This is a genomic window from Acidovorax sp. FG27 (assembly GCF_040365715.1).
In the GTDB taxonomy this organism is placed as follows: domain Bacteria; phylum Pseudomonadota; class Gammaproteobacteria; order Burkholderiales; family Burkholderiaceae_C; genus Paracidovorax.
Map to the genome: position 1 here is coordinate 186,215 of NZ_BAABVY010000002.1, position 14,033 is coordinate 200,247.

Consider the following 14,033-nt stretch of genomic DNA (forward strand, 5'->3'; position numbering starts at 1 on the left):
CTGTCTGGAGATTGACGCATGACCGCTACCGCCCCGGCCGCTTCCCCCCACGTGATGAACACGTATGGCCGCCTGCCCATTGCCCTGGAACGCGGTGAAGGCGTGCGTGTGTGGGACGTGAACGGCAAGCAGTACCTCGACGCCCTGGGCGGTATCGCGGTCAACACGGTGGGCCACAACCACCCCAAGCTGGTGCCTGCGCTGCAGGACCAGATCGCCAGGCTGATCCACAGCTCCAACTACTACCACGTGCCGCTGCAGGAAGAGCTGGCGAAGATGCTGGTCGAGCGCTCGGGCCTCGCCAACGTCTTCTTCTGCAATTCCGGCCTGGAGGCCAACGAGGCCGCGCTGAAGCTGGCCCGCAAGTACGGCCACGACAAGGGCATCGACAAGCCGGTGGTGGTGGTCTATGAAAAGGCCTTCCACGGCCGCTCCATCGCCACCCTGTCGGCCACCGGCAACCCCAAGGTGCAGGCCGGCTTCGGCCCGCTGGTGGAGGGCTTCATCCGCGTGCCGATGAACGACATCGAGGCCATCAAGCGCGCCACCGAGGGCAACCCCAACGTCGTCGCCGTGTTCTTCGAGACCATCCAGGGCGAAGGCGGCGTGAACCCGATGCGCATCGAATACCTGCAGCAGCTGCGCCAGCTGTGCAACGAGCGCGACTGGCTGATGATGATCGACGAGGTGCAGTGCGGCATGGGCCGCACCGGCAAGTGGTTCGCCCACCAGTGGGCCGGCATCCTGCCCGACGTGATGCCGCTCGCCAAGGGCCTGGGCTCGGGCGTGCCCATCGGCGCCGTGGTGGCCGGCCCCAAGGCCGCCACCATCTTCGGCCCCGGCAACCACGGCACCACCTTCGGCGGCAACCCGCTGGCCATGCGCGCCGGGGTGGAAACCATCCGCATCATGGAAGAAGAAGGCCTGCTGCAGAACGCGGCCGACGTGGGCGCCCACCTGAAGGCGGCGCTGGAGCGCGAACTGGGCGGCCTGCCCGGCGTGAAGGAAATCCGCGGCCAGGGCCTGATGCTGGGCATCGAACTCACCAAGCCCTGCGGCGCCCTGGTGGGCCGCGCGGCCGAGGCCGGCCTGCTGCTGTCGGTCACGGCGGACACCGTGATCCGCATGGTGCCCTCGCTCATCCTCACCCGGGCCGAGGCCGACGAAATCGTCGCGCTGCTGGTTCCGCTGGTCAAGGCGCTGCTGGCCGAATGAACGACTGAATGCACCCATGAAGCATTACCTGCAATTCAACGATCTCACCGCCGACGAATACGCGTACCTGTTCGGCCGCGCCGCGCTCATCAAGGGCAAGTTCAAGAGCTACGAGAAGTACCACCCCCTGGCCGACCGCACGCTGGCCATGATCTTCGAGAAGGCCAGCACCCGCACCCGCGTGAGCTTCGAGGCCGGCATGTACCAGTTGGGCGGCAGCGTGGTGCACCTGACCACGGGCGACAGCCAGCTGGGCCGCGCCGAACCCATCGAGGACAGCGCCCGCGTCATCAGCCGCATGACCGACCTGGTGATGATCCGCACGTACGAGCAGGCGAAGATCGAACGCTTCGCCCAGCACTCGCGCGTGCCGGTCATCAACGGCCTGACCAACGAATTCCACCCCTGCCAGATCCTGGCGGATTTGTTCACCTACATCGAACACCGTGGCTCCATCCAGGGCAAGGTGGTGGCCTGGGTGGGCGACGGCAACAACATGGCCAACACCTGGCTGCAGGCGGCCGACCTGCTGGACTTCACAGTGCACGTCAGCACGCCCGGCGGCTACGAGATCGACGAGAAGCTCGCCTTCGGCGGCCGCACGCCCCGCAGCGGCTGCTACAAGGTCTTCAAGGACCCGATGGACGCCTGCCGCAGCGCCGACCTGGTGACCACCGACGTCTGGACCAGCATGGGCTACGAAGCCGAGAACGAGGCCCGGCGCCTGGCCTTCGCCGACTGGTGCGTGGACACCGAGATGATGGCCGTCGCCCAGCCGAACGCGCTCTTCATGCACTGCCTGCCCGCCCATCGCGGCGAAGAGGTGGAGGCCGACGTCATCGACGGCCCCCAATCGGTCGTGTGGGACGAGGCAGAAAACAGGATGCACGCGCAGAAGGCACTCATGGAGTACCTTCTGCTCGGCCGCGTTGCATGAAATGCAAGGCGGCGGCGCGCCAGCGCCGGCAGACTGTTTCGGCGCAGGCTCATATCCGCGCAGCGGATGTGAAGCGGCCAAGGGCCGCGGGCCGGAGCCAAAACGCACCCTACGCGCAGAAGGCACCCATGGAGTACCTTCTGCTCGGCCGCGTTGCATGAAATGCAAGGCGGCGGCGCGCCAGCGCCGGCAGACTGTTTCGGCGCAGGCTCACGTCCGCGCAGCGGATGTGAAGCGGCCAAGGGCCGCGGGCCGGAGCCAAAACGCAGCCCACGCGCAGAAGGCACTCATGGAGTACCTTCTGCTCGGCCGCGTTGCATGAAATGCAAGGCGGCGGCGCGCCAGCGCCGGCAGACTGTTTCGGCGCAGGCTCATATCCGCGCAGCGGATGTGAAGCGGCCAAGGGCCGCGGGCCGGAGCCAAAACGCACCCTACGCGCAGAAGGCACTCATGGAGTACCTTCTTTTGCAGCCCCACGTGCGCTCATTCTTCAAGCCAAAATGGGCTGCAGCGCTTGCTATACCTGCGCGTCAAGCTATCAATTAGATAGCAATCAAGAACTTCAACGCCCCGGCCGGTGCGAGGGCGGCATGGCCACCGGCTTTTCCGTGGGCGCAGACGCAGGCGCACCCGAAGCCGCATCCCCCGCGCTGCCGCACGACCCGCAGCTCGCGCAGCCCCCGTCGCTACCCCCGCCGCATCCGGGCGACTTCGCGAGGCTGGCATGCACGCGCCCCAGCCGGCCGCGCCAGCGCTGGGGCAGGTAGCGCCACAGCACGTAGAGCGCGGCCACGGCCACGATGAGGCCGACGATCAGGTTCTGCGCCATGCCGTTCATCCTCCGGCGCCGAAGGCCAGCGCCACGCGGTAGGTGATGAAGCTGGCCAGGTACGCCAGCCCGAAGAGATACGAGGTCATCACCAGCGGCCAGCGCCAGCTGTTGGTCTCCCGCCGCACGGCGGCGATGGTGGAGATGCACTGCGGCGCGAAGATGAACCACACCAGCAGCGACAGCGCCGTGGCCAGCGACCAGCTCTGCGCGATCAGCGGGCCCAGCTGCGCGGCGGTTTCCTCGCCGGTGGCCGACAGGGCGTAGACGGTGCCCAGCGCCCCCACGGCGACCTCGCGCGCCGCCATGCCTGGCACCAGCGCGATGGAGATCTGCCAGTTGAAGCCGATGGGCGCGAAGATCACCTCCAGCGCGCTGCCGATGCGGCCCGCGAAGCTGTATTCGATGGCCGGGCCGGTGGCACCTTCGGGCGCGCCCGGGAACGACGACAGGAACCACAGCAGCACGGTCACGGCTAGGATGATGCCGCCCACGCGGCGCAGGAAGATCAGCGCCCGCTCCCAGAGGCCCAGGCCCAAGCCCCGGGGGCTGGGCCAGCGGTAGGTGGGCAGCTCCATCAGCAGCGGGGTGGCGCCGCCGCCGCTGCGCAGCAGCTTGGCGACCCAGGCCACGCCCATGGCGCTCACGATGCCGCCCACGTAGAGCGCGAACAGCACCAGTCCCTGCAGGTTGAACAAGCCCGCCACCGTCCGCTCGGGAATGAAGGCCGCGATCAGCAGCGCGTACACCGGCAGCCGGGCCGAGCAGGTCATGAGCGGCGCGATCATGATCGTCACCAGCCGGTCGCGCCAGTGCGGGATCGACCGCGTGGCCATGATGCCGGGAATGGCGCAGGCGAAGCTGGAGAGCAGCGGGATGAACGAGCGGCCCGACAGCCCGACGGTGCCCATCACGCGGTCGAGCAGAAAGGCCGCGCGCGGCAGGTAGCCCGAATCCTCCAGCACCAGGATGAAGAAAAACAGGATCAAAATCTGCGGCAGGAACACGATCACGCCGCCCGCGCCGGCGATGACGCCGTCGGTGAGCAGGCTGCGCAGCGGGCCTTCGGCCATCGCCCCGTTCACCGCGGCGCCGGCCGCCTCGGTGGCGGCCTTGATCCAGTCCATGGGCGTCTCGGCCCAGCTGAAGACGGCCTGGAACATCAGGAACAGGGTGACGGCCAGCAGCAGCAGGCCCCAGACCGGGTGCAGTACCACCGCGTCGATGCGGTCGTCGCGGCGCAGGCTGACCTGCGGCTCGCGCACCGCCAGGTCCATCACGCGTCGCACTTCCTGGTGCAGCTGCAGCACCTGCTGCTGCGGGTCGGCGGCAGGGGCCGTGGATGCGGCCGCGCGCGGCACCAGCGAGGCCAGCACCGCGGGCCGCACGGTGTCCAGCCAGCGCACCAGCTCCTGCGCGCCGCCGCTCTTCACGCCCACGGTGGCCATCACCGGCATGCCCAGTTCGCGCGACAGCACCTCGCGGTCGATCGCGATGCCCTGGCGCTCGGCCATGTCGCTCATGTTCAGCACCAGCACCATGGGCAGGCCGAGCGCGCGCGCCTCCAGCACCAGCCGCAGGTTCAGCCGCAGGTGGGTGGCGTCGGTCACACAGACCAGCAGCTCGGGCGCCGGCTCGCCCGCACGGCGGCCGGTGACGATGTCGCGCGTGACGGCTTCGTCCGCGCTCTGGGCGTTCAGGCTGTAGGCGCCCGGCAGGTCCAGCACGCGCACGCGCCGGCCGCTGCCGGTGACGAGCGAGCCTTCCTTGCGCTCGACGGTCACGCCCGCGTAGTTGGCGACCTTCTGGCGGGCGCCGGTCAGCAGGTTGAAGAGCGCCGTCTTGCCGCAGTTGGGGTTGCCCAGCAGCGCGATGCGCAGCGGCTGCGCCGCAGTGGCGGCGGACGGGGTGGTGGCCGTGGCGCCGTTCATGCGCCGGCCCCGTCGCGCCGCACCTGCACCAGGGCGGCTTCATGGCGCCGCAGGGCGAAGGTGGCCTGGCCCACGCGCACGGCGATGGGGTCGCCGCCGGGCAGGCCGCTGGCCACCACGCGCACCGGCTCGCCGGGCAGAAAGCCGATCTCCATCAGGCGCAGCACCATGTCGCGCTGCGCGGCGTCGCCGGCGGTGCGCAGGCCGGTGACGATGGCGGGGACATGGCGGGCGAGGGTGTCGAGTCCGACGGACGGCGCGCATGCGGCGGCCGGCGCCAGGGGGGCCGAAGGGCCGTCCTGGATGGTTGTCATGGGTACCTGTTTGAAATGATATTAATTCTCATTTTACGACCCAACGAAGGTCGAGCGCCGGCATGGGTCATCGGGCAGCCTCCGCTCGCTTATGCTGCAGCCCCGCCGCACCCGGGTCGCCACGCCCGCGCACCCCCGTGACCACCGCCCCGCCCGAACATCCCTGCCTGTCATGCGGCGCCTGCTGCGCCAGCTTCCGCGTCGACTTCTCGGTGCACGAAACGCAGGCTGCCGGCGGCGACGTGCCCGACGGCCTGGCGGTGGAGGTGACCGATGGCACTGCCCGCATGCGCGGCACCGACCACGCCCAGCCCCGCTGCGCCGCGCTGACCGGGCGCGTGGGCCTGCGGGCGGCCTGCGGCATCTACGAATGGCGCCCTTCGCCCTGCCGTGAGTTCGCCGCCGGCAGCGAGGCCTGCCAGCGCGCGCGCCGGCGCCATCAGTTGCCGCCGCTCGAAGGCGATGCGGCCACGCTGGCCTGATCGCGCAGTGCCGGGGGCGCCGGCACCGGCACCGGCAGCCCGCCCACCTGGCCCTTGAATTCCTGCAGCGAGAAATAGGTGTGCGCCTGCCGCACGCCCGGCAGGCGGTGCAGCTTGCGCTGCAGCAGGTCGGAATACGCGTCCAGGTCGCGCGCCACCACCAGCAGCAAAAAGTCCGCCGGGCCGGAAATGCCGTGGAACATCACCACCTCGGGAATGGCGCACACGGCCTCTTCGAAGGCCCGCGAGGCGATCTCGTTCTGGTGGTCGATGCCCACCATGACGAAGGCCATCACGCCATAGCCCAGCGCACGGCGGCTCAAGGCGGCGTGGTAGCCGGTGATGACGCCGTCGTCCTCCAGCTTTTTCACCCGCCGCCAGCAGGGCGACTGCGACAGATGGGCCATCTGCGCCAGTTCGCCCGAGGTGAGCAGGGCGTTGGCCTGCAGTGCCGTCAGCAGCTGGAGGTCGATGCGATCGATGGGTGGCTGCATAAAAATTCCTCTAAATCGACTTGATAGACTGGATTATTCAATTTTTCATCTTCATGCAAATAGAGACGTGACTTATCCCAGGTCGTACGAATAGCATCGGCTGCCATCCGGCTGATCCACCAACCCTCGCCATGACCGCACCTTCCCGCCTTTGGGACATTTCCGCGCCCGTCCACGGCGCCACCCCGGTCTTTCCGGGCGACACGGCCTATGCGCAGGCGTGGTGCGCCACCATCGGCCCCGGCTGCCCGGTGAACGTCAGCGCCATCACGCTGTCGCCGCACGTGGGCACGCATGCCGATGCGCCGCTGCACTACGACGCCGCGGGCGCCGCCATCGGCGACGTGCCGCTGGATGCGTTCATCGGCCCTTGCCGCGTCATCCACGCCATCGGCCGCGGGCCGCTCATCACCTGGGACCACATCGCGCATGCGATGCCGAGGGGCGGCGGCGCCCTGCCCGCCCGCGTGCTGGTACGCACCTACGAGCGCATGCCCGTCGACCGCTGGGACGGGCAGCTCACGGCCTTCGCGCCCGCCACCATCGAGCGGCTGGCCGACGAAGGCGTGGTGCTGGTGGGCATCGACACCGCCAGCATCGACCCGGCCGACAGCAAGACGCTGGAGAGCCACCAGGTCATCCGCCGCCGCCACCTGCGGGTGCTGGAGAACCTGGTGCTCGACGACGTGCCCGAGGGCGACTACGAACTCATCGCCCTGCCCTTGAAGCTGACCACCGCCGACGCCTCGCCGGTGCGCGCCGTGCTGCGCCCGCTGGGCTGACGCCACGGCGCTATCTTTTTGAATCATTTCGGCCTCTAGCGCTTGGTCCGCCTGCGCATGCAGCTATAAAAAAGTGAGCAACCACCCATGACCACCACATCCACCCTCACCCGGCAAGCCTGCCAGGCGCGCGACGCCGCCGACCCGCTGCGCGGCCTGCGCGAGCACTTCACGCTGCCGCCGGGCGTCATCTACCTGGACGGCAATTCGCTGGGCGTGCTGCCCCGCGCCGCCGCCGGCCGCATCGCCGACGTGGTGACGCGGGAATGGGGCACGGACCTGATCCAGTCGTGGAACAGCGCCGGCTGGTTCGACCTGACGCAGCGGCTGGGCGACCAGCTGGCGCCGCTCATCGGTGCGCGGGCGGGCGAGGTGGTGTGCACCGACAGCACGTCGATCAACCTCTACAAGGTGCTCTCCGCCGCGCTGAACATCGCCCGGGCCGACGCGCCCGGCCGCCGTCGCATCGTCAGCGAGCGCAGCAACTTCCCCACCGACCTCTACATCGCCGAAGGCCTGTGCAAGGAGCGCGGGCTGGAGCTGGTGCTGGTCGAGCCCGAGGAGATCGGCGCCGCGCTGACCCAAGAGGTGGCGGTGCTGATGCTGACCCATGTCAACTACCGCACGGGCGCCATGCACGACATGGCGGCCGTCACCGCACAGGCCCATGCGGCCGGCATTCTGTGCGTGTGGGACCTGGCGCACAGCGCCGGCGCGGTGCCGGTCGACCTGCACGGCGCGGGCGCCGACTTCGCCATCGGCTGCGGCTACAAGTACCTGAACGGCGGGCCGGGCGCGCCCGCCTTCGTGTGGGTGCACCCGCGCCATGCCGACCGCTTCTGGCAGCCGCTGTCGGGCTGGTGGGGCCATGCGGCGCCGTTCCAGTTCACGCCCGACTACCAGCCCGCGCCCGGCGTGGCGCGTTATCTCTGCGGCACGCAGCCCATCATCAGCCTGTCGGCCCTGCAATGCGGGCTGGACGTGTTCACGGCGGCGCAGAGCCTGGGCAGCATGGCCGCGCTGCGGGCCAAGTCGCTGGCGCTGACCGACCTGTTCATCGCGCTGGTCGAAGAACGTTGCGCGGGCCACGGCCTGGGCCTGGCCACGCCGCGCGATCACGCCCAGCGCGGCTCGCAGGTCTGCCTTGAAAAAGACGAAGGCGCCTACGCCATCGTGCAGGCGCTCATCGCGCGCGGCGTGGTGGGCGACTTCCGCAAGGGCGACGGCGGCACCGGCCGGCACAAGGACATCCTGCGCTTCGGCTTCACGCCGCTGTACATCGGCTTCGAGGATGTGTGGAATGCGGTGGAGCACCTGCGGCAGGTGCTGGAGGCGGCCGAATGGCAGCGCCCCGAATTCAACCGCCAGCACGCGGTGACCTGAACATGTGCCCGCACGCCCCCACCCCTGCGAGCGCAACTCCAACCCCGCCCGCCGGGTCGCCGGAATCGGTGGTGCACGAGGAACGCGCCCAGCTCGACTTCAGCCGCAGCATGAGTTATGGCGACTACCTGCAGCTCGACGCCATCCTCACCGCGCAAAAGCCGCTCTCGCCCGCGCACGACGAGCTGCTCTTCATCGTGCAGCACCAGACCAGCGAACTCTGGATGAAGCTCATGCTTCACGAGCTGCGCGCCGCCATCGCCCACGTGGCGCGCGACGAGCTGCAACCGGCCTTCAAGATGCTGGCGCGGGTCTCCAAGATCATGGAACAGCTGGTGCACGCCTGGGACGTGCTGGCCACCATGACGCCGCCCGAATACAGCGCCATGCGGCCCTACCTGGGGCAGTCGAGCGGCTTTCAAAGCTACCAGTACCGCAGCATCGAATTCGCGCTGGGCAACAAGAACCGCGCCATGCTCAAACCCCATGAGCACCGCAGCGACCTGCTGGAGCAGGTGCAGGCCGCCTACGCCGCGCCCTCGCTCTACGACGAGGCCCTGCGCCTGCTGGCCCGGCGCGGCATCGCGGTGCCTGCCAGCCACACCGACCGCGACTGGACGCAGGCGTACGTGGAGAGCGACGCCGTCGAGCAGGCCTGGCTGACCGTGTACCGCGACCCGCAGACGCATTGGGACCTCTACCAGCTGGGCGAGGAACTCACCGACCTGGAGGACGCCTTCCGCCTCTGGCGCTTCCGCCACGTGACCACCGTGGAGCGCGTGATCGGCTTCAAGCGCGGCACCGGCGGCACGGGCGGGGTGAGCTACCTGCGCAAGATGCTGGACGTGGTGCTGTTTCCGGAGATCTGGCGGTTGCGGACGTCGCTGTAGGGAGCCTTTGTTGCACAAATCGCCCCGGCACACCGGTACAGGACTTTGAGCACCAGGATGCGCACCATCACCTGGCGTCCTTCCTAGGCAGCACTTCGTCGATGAAGCCTGCCAAGGCTCATGGAAGGTCACCTCTTTGCCTGCCTCGATGGCGCTTCTGATCTCTTCCCCGGCTCCTCCGCTTACGGTGAGTTGGGGGAAAGCCGTGTGCCGGTTGTTTTCGTTGATGGCGTAGATCTTCGGCCCCTGGCTCTGTGCGATGGCAATGGCCTTCAATGCGCTGATGCCTTGCTTGCAATCCTCTTTGGCCGGGTTCTGTGTCTGGCCGTTCTCATCCTGGTACCGGCACTGGGTTTTGTCCACCCAGTATTGCTCTGGCACGGCGTGTTCCATGGCGCTGGCGTGCTGCTCCCGCATCTTGTTGTAGGCAATCCAGCGTCCTGCGCTGCGGGCCTGCCGTTGCTTGTGAGTTCTGCTTTGGTGTTAATGGGGAAGCTGGGGTTGTCGTCTTTCACCAAGCGGATGTGCCGCAGGTGCCCGATGTCCATGTTCAGACCATGGAAGCTGATGCCGGTGGTGACGATGCCGTACGGCTTGTTGGGCTTGACTTGGGCGTGGAAGAGGCCGTAGCCCAGTGCGGGCAGGTCAAAGGTCTGGGCCTGGTAAGGCGCCGTCTACCCACGCGGCGCTGCGTTGGTCGGCGTAAATTTGGTAGCGGAACTGGGTGCGCAGGCTGTCCGGCACTGGTACCCAGGTGTCGGATGTGCTTTGGCCGGGGATGTATTGGGTGCCTCGACCCATTAGTCTAAATGCCTTGAATTTCCCGCTTTTAACCTCTCGTAAGCTTCTCTGAATGTTTCGTCCAACTCCCATGCACCTATATCTAGCTCATTTCGCCAATCGTCATAACCCTGTAGTACATAGAGATAGGTGCTTAACAATGCAGCATCACTCTTGAATCTACAAAAAATCTCTCCAAGGTAGTCGAAAATAAAATCCCGCCCATTACTCCAGCCACCAGATTTCAGAAGAACTTGAAGAGCTGCGTGCTTTTCATTGAAATTTAATTGTTCATAAATACTTAAAATATAATCCCTTACTGCAATTCGACCCGCCTCGTCAAGATGGATGTCATCCCCCATATACCGCCACAACTCCATTATCCTATCCTCCCTATTTGGAGGTTTTGATTTATTTATATCTTCGATATGTTTTTCATATTCTAGCATGGTTATTCCTTAAAATTGGCGCCAAATATATTTTCAACATCTATTCGAAAGCAGGTATTTTTATACATTTGCTGCGATGACATCCCTGGAATATTGCCACCCTTGGGGTAACCATAGGGTGGAAGTCTTCTAAGTTTGTTGATTGTCGACGCCCCCATATCGGCAAGCGTCGGCAAGAACTTATTAGGAATCCAGGGCTCAGCCGCTGCTCGTACGAGCATGTTATTCATCCCTATCTCGGCCTGCTCCACCGTGACGCCTACACCGGGTTTTCCATAGAGAATTTCGCCCTTTAGGGTGTTGAGCGTCTTACCGCCATTGTTGTCACAGTATGCACTCTCTTGAACCTGCAGTCGTACAGTGGGTGGAGAACATTGTGGCCGACCAGACGCTGCGGATGCATTGGTGTTTAGTATCACAAGTGCCGCAGCCACCCCCGCTGCCAAGCCTGTTCCCGCCGTCAAGGCGGCTGCAATAGCCGCTACAGCAAGCACCACCACGATGGTCAGTACTGCTTCCTTAATAACATCTTGGTAGCAATCCCAAAGCTCAGATACCGTGTTGATGGCCGAGTAAACCGCTGCGACACCTACGGAATAGGTCGTGTTGAGAATTTCTGGATCTACGGATATCGGTGGTGCGCCAATACTAAAGTAGCGCATCACCTTAAGCCCGCCTTCGTCAAACAAGAGGTTTCCTCCGTTCCCCTTGCCCTCAATGATGTAGGCCCCCGCCCCAGTCTCTGGATCCGTGATGGTGTAGCCGTGTCCCGTCCACCCGTGCGCACTGATGGGGCTTTCGTGGAATGTCACCTCCTTGCCCGCCTCGATAGCATTCCTGATCTCAGCTACAGCCCCTCCGCCCAATGCAAGCTTTGGCAAAGCCGTATCCCGGTTGCTCTGGTTGATGGTGTAGATCTTCTGACCCTGACTCTGGGCGATGGCAATGGCCTTCACCGCACTGATACCCTGCGTGCAGTCTTCTTTGGCAAAGTTCTGCGTTTGTCCGTTTTCATCCACGTACCGGCACTGGCTTTTGTCCACCCAGTATTGCTCCGGCACGGCATGTTCCATGGCACTCGCGTATTGGCCCCGCATCTTGTTGTACGCGATCCAGCGGTTTTGCGCTGCCGACTTGCCGTTTTGGGTCAGCTCGGGCTTGTTGTTGATCGCGCTGCCTGGGTTGTCGTCCTTCACCCAGCGGATGTGCCGCAGGTGCCCGATGTCCATGTTCAGGCCCTGGAAGCTGATGCCGGTGGTGACGATGCCGTAGAGCTTGTTGGGCTTGACCTGGGCGTGAAAGAGGCCGTAGCTCAGTGCGGGCAGGTCAAAGGTCTGGGCCTGGCTGGATGCAATGGCGCCGTGGCTTTGCAGGCTGGCGAAGTAGCCCCAGACCGTGGCGGTGAGCAGGTCGCCCGTCAGATTCTCGCCTGTCATGCCTGCCAAGATGGTGGCCCGTTGGTCTTGCGGGGCGGTCTGGGCTTGCTGCAGCTTCTGCTGGGTGGCTTGCATCCGGGTTTTGAGGGCTTCCATCTGCGCGAGGCTGATGCCCTGGATGCTCACGCCCAGCGCGGTTTGTTGGCCAGCGATGAGTTGGTCTTGGGTTTCATCCCAGTCCTGGCCCTGGCTGCCGTAGCGGGTGAACGCGCCTGCGCCCACGGGTTCGCGGCCTGCGCTCATGGCGGGGCCTGTGGCAACGGTGCTTCCATCCACCCGGATTTCCGGCTTCAGGCGGATGCTGCCGGGCAGGCCTTTGGGGAGTTGGCTGGGGTCAAGGTCCTGTCCGGGCGGGGGCGTGGGGATGAGGGCTTCTATGGCGGCCTGGTCTGCGGGGCTGGCAGCTACCCAGGCCATGGTGACTTTCTTGCCTGCCAGGCTGGCGGTGGGGGTTTGCCAGCTCAGTAAGGGGCTGTCTCCCCACGCTGCGCTGCGTTGGTCGGCGTAAATTTGGTAGCGGAACTGGGTGCGCAGGCTGTCTGGCACTTCGCTGAACTGCTGGGTTCTGGCCTTGATGACATAGGGTAAGGTGCCAGCCAGATAGGGCAGTGGGTCGATGCTGGCGTTTCGGGTGCCCAGCACGTCGCCCACGGTGCTTTTGCCGCCGTTCTGGCTGTCGATGTAGGTTTTGAGTTGGTTTTGGTAGGCGTTTAGCTGGCTTTGCAGGGCCGTGGTGTTGAGGTTGCGTACCCAGCCTTCCTGGGCGTTGCTTTGTGAGCCTTGGCTAGCGGCGTCGAGCAGGGCCTGGGCATCCAAGGGCACTGCGGTTTGCAGATCCATGCCTGGCTGAAAGGTGTATTGCTTATAGCTGGCGTCCAGGGGTACCCAGGTGTCCGGCGTGCTGACGCCTGGCACATGCCTGGCTCCCCGGCCGGGCTGGTACTGGATCAGGGCCTCCACCCAGACATGCTCCAAGCGGAAGGCGAAGTCCTGGCCGGACTTGGTGAGCACGGTGTTGGGCACGCCGCCTTGGCTCAGGACTTGTTGAGCGGCATCGGCGGTGAGCGCGCCGCCCACCCAGTTCTGCACCTGGGCAACGGGCAATTCCACGGTACCGTACACGTAACGGGCGGGGATGCCGCTGGCGCGCAGCAGAGCAATCAGCAGACTATTGGTGTCGAAGGCGTTGCCGCGTTTCTTGTCGAGAGTGTCTTGCGCACCTTGCACGCTGCCGTGGCTGGGAAAGTAGTGGATGTTGTCGTGCACCCACTGGTAAATTTTGTGGGGGTTATTGTCCAGGCTGATGGCCAGGGCTTTGATTTCTGGGGTTTGTTGCGCGTCAATGGTGGCAGCCAGGTCTGCCGTGCCAGGTGCGGTGGCAGCCTGGCTGCCGTAAGTACTGGCACTGGCGGTGGCTTGTGTTTTGGCGGCAAGGGTGAGGGCCAGCTTTTGCTGCAGTTCAGCCTGGGTGGTGGCGGGCAGTGACTTTTTGACGGCCTCCACCTGCCAGGGCATGTTGCGCAAGTTGATAGGCAGGTGGGTGGCAGGACTGGCCGAAGCGGCCACCAATTTACGCAAGGCCTGCACGGCAGCGGCATCGCGACCATCGGTCTTGACGACGGCTTGCAGTCGCTGCAGCAGCGCGTGGTTGCGGGCGGCAAAGGTTTCTTCGTGCGCGCGTTGGCGCTGGATGATGCTGTCGTCCACCCCGGCGGCTTGCCAAGTGGCGCGCAGGGCGTCCCACTCGGCCTGCAGCGCTTCGGCTTGCTGCTGCACGCTGTCTACAGTGGGCAGGTAGGCGGCGGGGTTGCGGGTGGCAGCAGAAGACGGGCTGGCCTGCAGGATGTTGCCCATGTTTTGCAGAGAGGCGGCGTAGCGCTCCGCCCCGCTGGTTCGCAGGTCTTGCTGCGCCGCGTGGTTGCGCTGGGCAGTTTGGGCGTGCACCAGCGGCAGGGCCAGGCTGTTGAGGATGGATGCGACCACCAGGGTGCTGATGCTGCGCTTGAACCAGCCTGCAGGCTTGGCGGTGCTGCACAGCATGGGGCCTTGCATGGGATGGTCACGCCCAGCCAGAGGCGCGCGGGTTGGGTGACTGGCGTCGGGCATGTCGG

13 protein-coding genes are annotated in these 14,033 nt (G+C 65.7%); 7 read left to right on the forward strand and 6 right to left on the reverse strand.

Annotation, left to right across the window (positions count from 1 at the left end; genetic code table 11):
• The first annotated feature begins 18 nt into the window (after positions 1 to 18).
• The gene (locus tag ABWV53_RS01410) at positions 19 to 1,215 is read left to right on the forward strand and encodes an aspartate aminotransferase family protein (RefSeq protein WP_353362171.1); all 1,197 of its coding nucleotides are present in this window, start codon (positions 19 to 21) and stop codon (positions 1,213 to 1,215) included.
• 16 nt (positions 1,216 to 1,231) lie between these two features.
• Positions 1,232 to 2,152, forward strand: coding sequence for an ornithine carbamoyltransferase (gene argF / locus ABWV53_RS01415; RefSeq protein ID WP_353362173.1), 921 nt, complete (start codon positions 1,232 to 1,234; stop codon positions 2,150 to 2,152).
• 562 nt (positions 2,153 to 2,714) lie between these two features.
• On the opposite strand, the gene ABWV53_RS01420 is transcribed toward argF, so the two are convergent.
• The 3 genes from ABWV53_RS01420 to ABWV53_RS01430 are packed head-to-tail and all read right to left on the reverse strand — an operon-like array spanning position 2,715 to position 5,226.
• Positions 2,715 to 2,981 (reverse strand): hypothetical protein, encoded by a 267-nt coding sequence (locus tag ABWV53_RS01420; RefSeq protein WP_353362175.1) that lies wholly within the window; start codon positions 2,979 to 2,981, stop codon positions 2,715 to 2,717.
• Between the two features lie 5 nt (positions 2,982 to 2,986).
• Entirely contained in the window at positions 2,987 to 4,912 is a 1,926-nt protein-coding gene (gene feoB / locus ABWV53_RS01425) for a ferrous iron transporter B (RefSeq protein ID WP_353362177.1), read from the reverse strand.
• A complete protein-coding gene (locus ABWV53_RS01430; RefSeq protein ID WP_353362179.1) occupies positions 4,909 to 5,226 on the reverse strand; it encodes a FeoA family protein in 318 nt (105 codons plus the stop codon). Before ABWV53_RS01430 ends, feoB begins: the two co-directional genes overlap by 4 nt.
• Positions 5,227 to 5,363: 137 nt before the next feature.
• Here ABWV53_RS01430 and ABWV53_RS01435 point away from each other — a divergent pair, with 137 nt between their 5' ends.
• Positions 5,364 to 5,708, forward strand: coding sequence for a YkgJ family cysteine cluster protein (locus ABWV53_RS01435; RefSeq protein WP_353362182.1), 345 nt, complete (start codon positions 5,364 to 5,366; stop codon positions 5,706 to 5,708).
• On the opposite strand, the gene ABWV53_RS01440 is transcribed toward ABWV53_RS01435, so the two are convergent.
• Positions 5,666 to 6,202 carry an Lrp/AsnC family transcriptional regulator gene (locus ABWV53_RS01440; protein WP_353362184.1) on the reverse strand — a complete coding sequence of 179 codons (537 nt, stop codon included), beginning with the start codon at positions 6,200 to 6,202 and terminating at the stop codon, positions 5,666 to 5,668. The two genes, ABWV53_RS01435 and ABWV53_RS01440, sit on opposite strands and share 43 nt — an antisense overlap.
• A gap of 131 nt (positions 6,203 to 6,333) precedes the next feature.
• On the opposite strand from ABWV53_RS01440, the gene kynB reads away from it, so the two are divergent.
• The 4 genes from kynB to ABWV53_RS01460 all read left to right on the forward strand — a co-directional run bounded on the left by kynB (position 6,334) and on the right by ABWV53_RS01460 (position 9,887).
• Complete coding sequence (kynB, locus tag ABWV53_RS01445; protein WP_353362186.1) at positions 6,334 to 6,984, forward strand: arylformamidase; 651 nt, start codon at positions 6,334 to 6,336, stop codon at positions 6,982 to 6,984.
• 87 nt (positions 6,985 to 7,071) lie between these two features.
• Positions 7,072 to 8,367 (forward strand): kynureninase, encoded by a 1,296-nt coding sequence (gene kynU, locus ABWV53_RS01450; protein WP_353362188.1) that lies wholly within the window; start codon positions 7,072 to 7,074, stop codon positions 8,365 to 8,367.
• A 2-nt stretch (positions 8,368 to 8,369) separates the two neighbouring features.
• Positions 8,370 to 9,257: a tryptophan 2,3-dioxygenase gene (kynA, locus tag ABWV53_RS01455; protein ID WP_353362190.1), complete on the forward strand. Its 888-nt coding sequence runs from the start codon at positions 8,370 to 8,372 to the stop codon at positions 9,255 to 9,257.
• A gap of 120 nt (positions 9,258 to 9,377) precedes the next feature.
• Positions 9,378 to 9,887 (forward strand): hypothetical protein, encoded by a 510-nt coding sequence (locus tag ABWV53_RS01460; RefSeq protein WP_353362192.1) that lies wholly within the window; start codon positions 9,378 to 9,380, stop codon positions 9,885 to 9,887.
• Between the two features lie 170 nt (positions 9,888 to 10,057).
• Here the strand turns inward: ABWV53_RS01460 and ABWV53_RS01465 are convergent, their stop codons facing one another.
• The gene (locus ABWV53_RS01465) at positions 10,058 to 10,486 is read right to left on the reverse strand and encodes a hypothetical protein (RefSeq protein ID WP_353362194.1); all 429 of its coding nucleotides are present in this window, start codon (positions 10,484 to 10,486) and stop codon (positions 10,058 to 10,060) included.
• 2 nt (positions 10,487 to 10,488) lie between these two features.
• Positions 10,489 to 14,028, reverse strand: coding sequence for a transglutaminase-like domain-containing protein (locus tag ABWV53_RS01470; RefSeq protein WP_353362196.1), 3,540 nt, complete (start codon positions 14,026 to 14,028; stop codon positions 10,489 to 10,491).
• Positions 14,029 to 14,033 lie beyond the last annotated feature (5 nt).

What these genes read in the sequence shown, in the direction of transcription:
- argF (WP_353362173.1), top strand. Translation starts at nt 1,232, where the DNA reads ATGAAGCATTACCTGCAATTCAACGATCTCACCGCCGACGAATACGCG.
- ABWV53_RS01470 (WP_353362196.1), bottom strand. Translation starts at nt 14,028, where the DNA reads ATGCCCGACGCCAGTCACCCAACCCGCGCGCCTCTGGCTGGGCGTGAC.
- kynU (WP_353362188.1), top strand. Translation starts at nt 7,072, where the DNA reads ATGACCACCACATCCACCCTCACCCGGCAAGCCTGCCAGGCGCGCGAC.
- feoB (WP_353362177.1), bottom strand. Translation starts at nt 4,912, where the DNA reads ATGAACGGCGCCACGGCCACCACCCCGTCCGCCGCCACTGCGGCGCAG.
- ABWV53_RS01465 (WP_353362194.1), bottom strand. Translation starts at nt 10,486, where the DNA reads ATGCTAGAATATGAAAAACATATCGAAGATATAAATAAATCAAAACCT.
- ABWV53_RS01410 (WP_353362171.1), top strand. Translation starts at nt 19, where the DNA reads ATGACCGCTACCGCCCCGGCCGCTTCCCCCCACGTGATGAACACGTAT.
- ABWV53_RS01440 (WP_353362184.1), bottom strand. Translation starts at nt 6,202, where the DNA reads ATGCAGCCACCCATCGATCGCATCGACCTCCAGCTGCTGACGGCACTG.
- ABWV53_RS01430 (WP_353362179.1), bottom strand. Translation starts at nt 5,226, where the DNA reads ATGACAACCATCCAGGACGGCCCTTCGGCCCCCCTGGCGCCGGCCGCC.
- ABWV53_RS01420 (WP_353362175.1), bottom strand. Translation starts at nt 2,981, where the DNA reads ATGGCGCAGAACCTGATCGTCGGCCTCATCGTGGCCGTGGCCGCGCTC.
- kynB (WP_353362186.1), top strand. Translation starts at nt 6,334, where the DNA reads ATGACCGCACCTTCCCGCCTTTGGGACATTTCCGCGCCCGTCCACGGC.
- kynA (WP_353362190.1), top strand. Translation starts at nt 8,370, where the DNA reads ATGTGCCCGCACGCCCCCACCCCTGCGAGCGCAACTCCAACCCCGCCC.
- ABWV53_RS01460 (WP_353362192.1), top strand. Translation starts at nt 9,378, where the DNA reads ATGGAAGGTCACCTCTTTGCCTGCCTCGATGGCGCTTCTGATCTCTTC.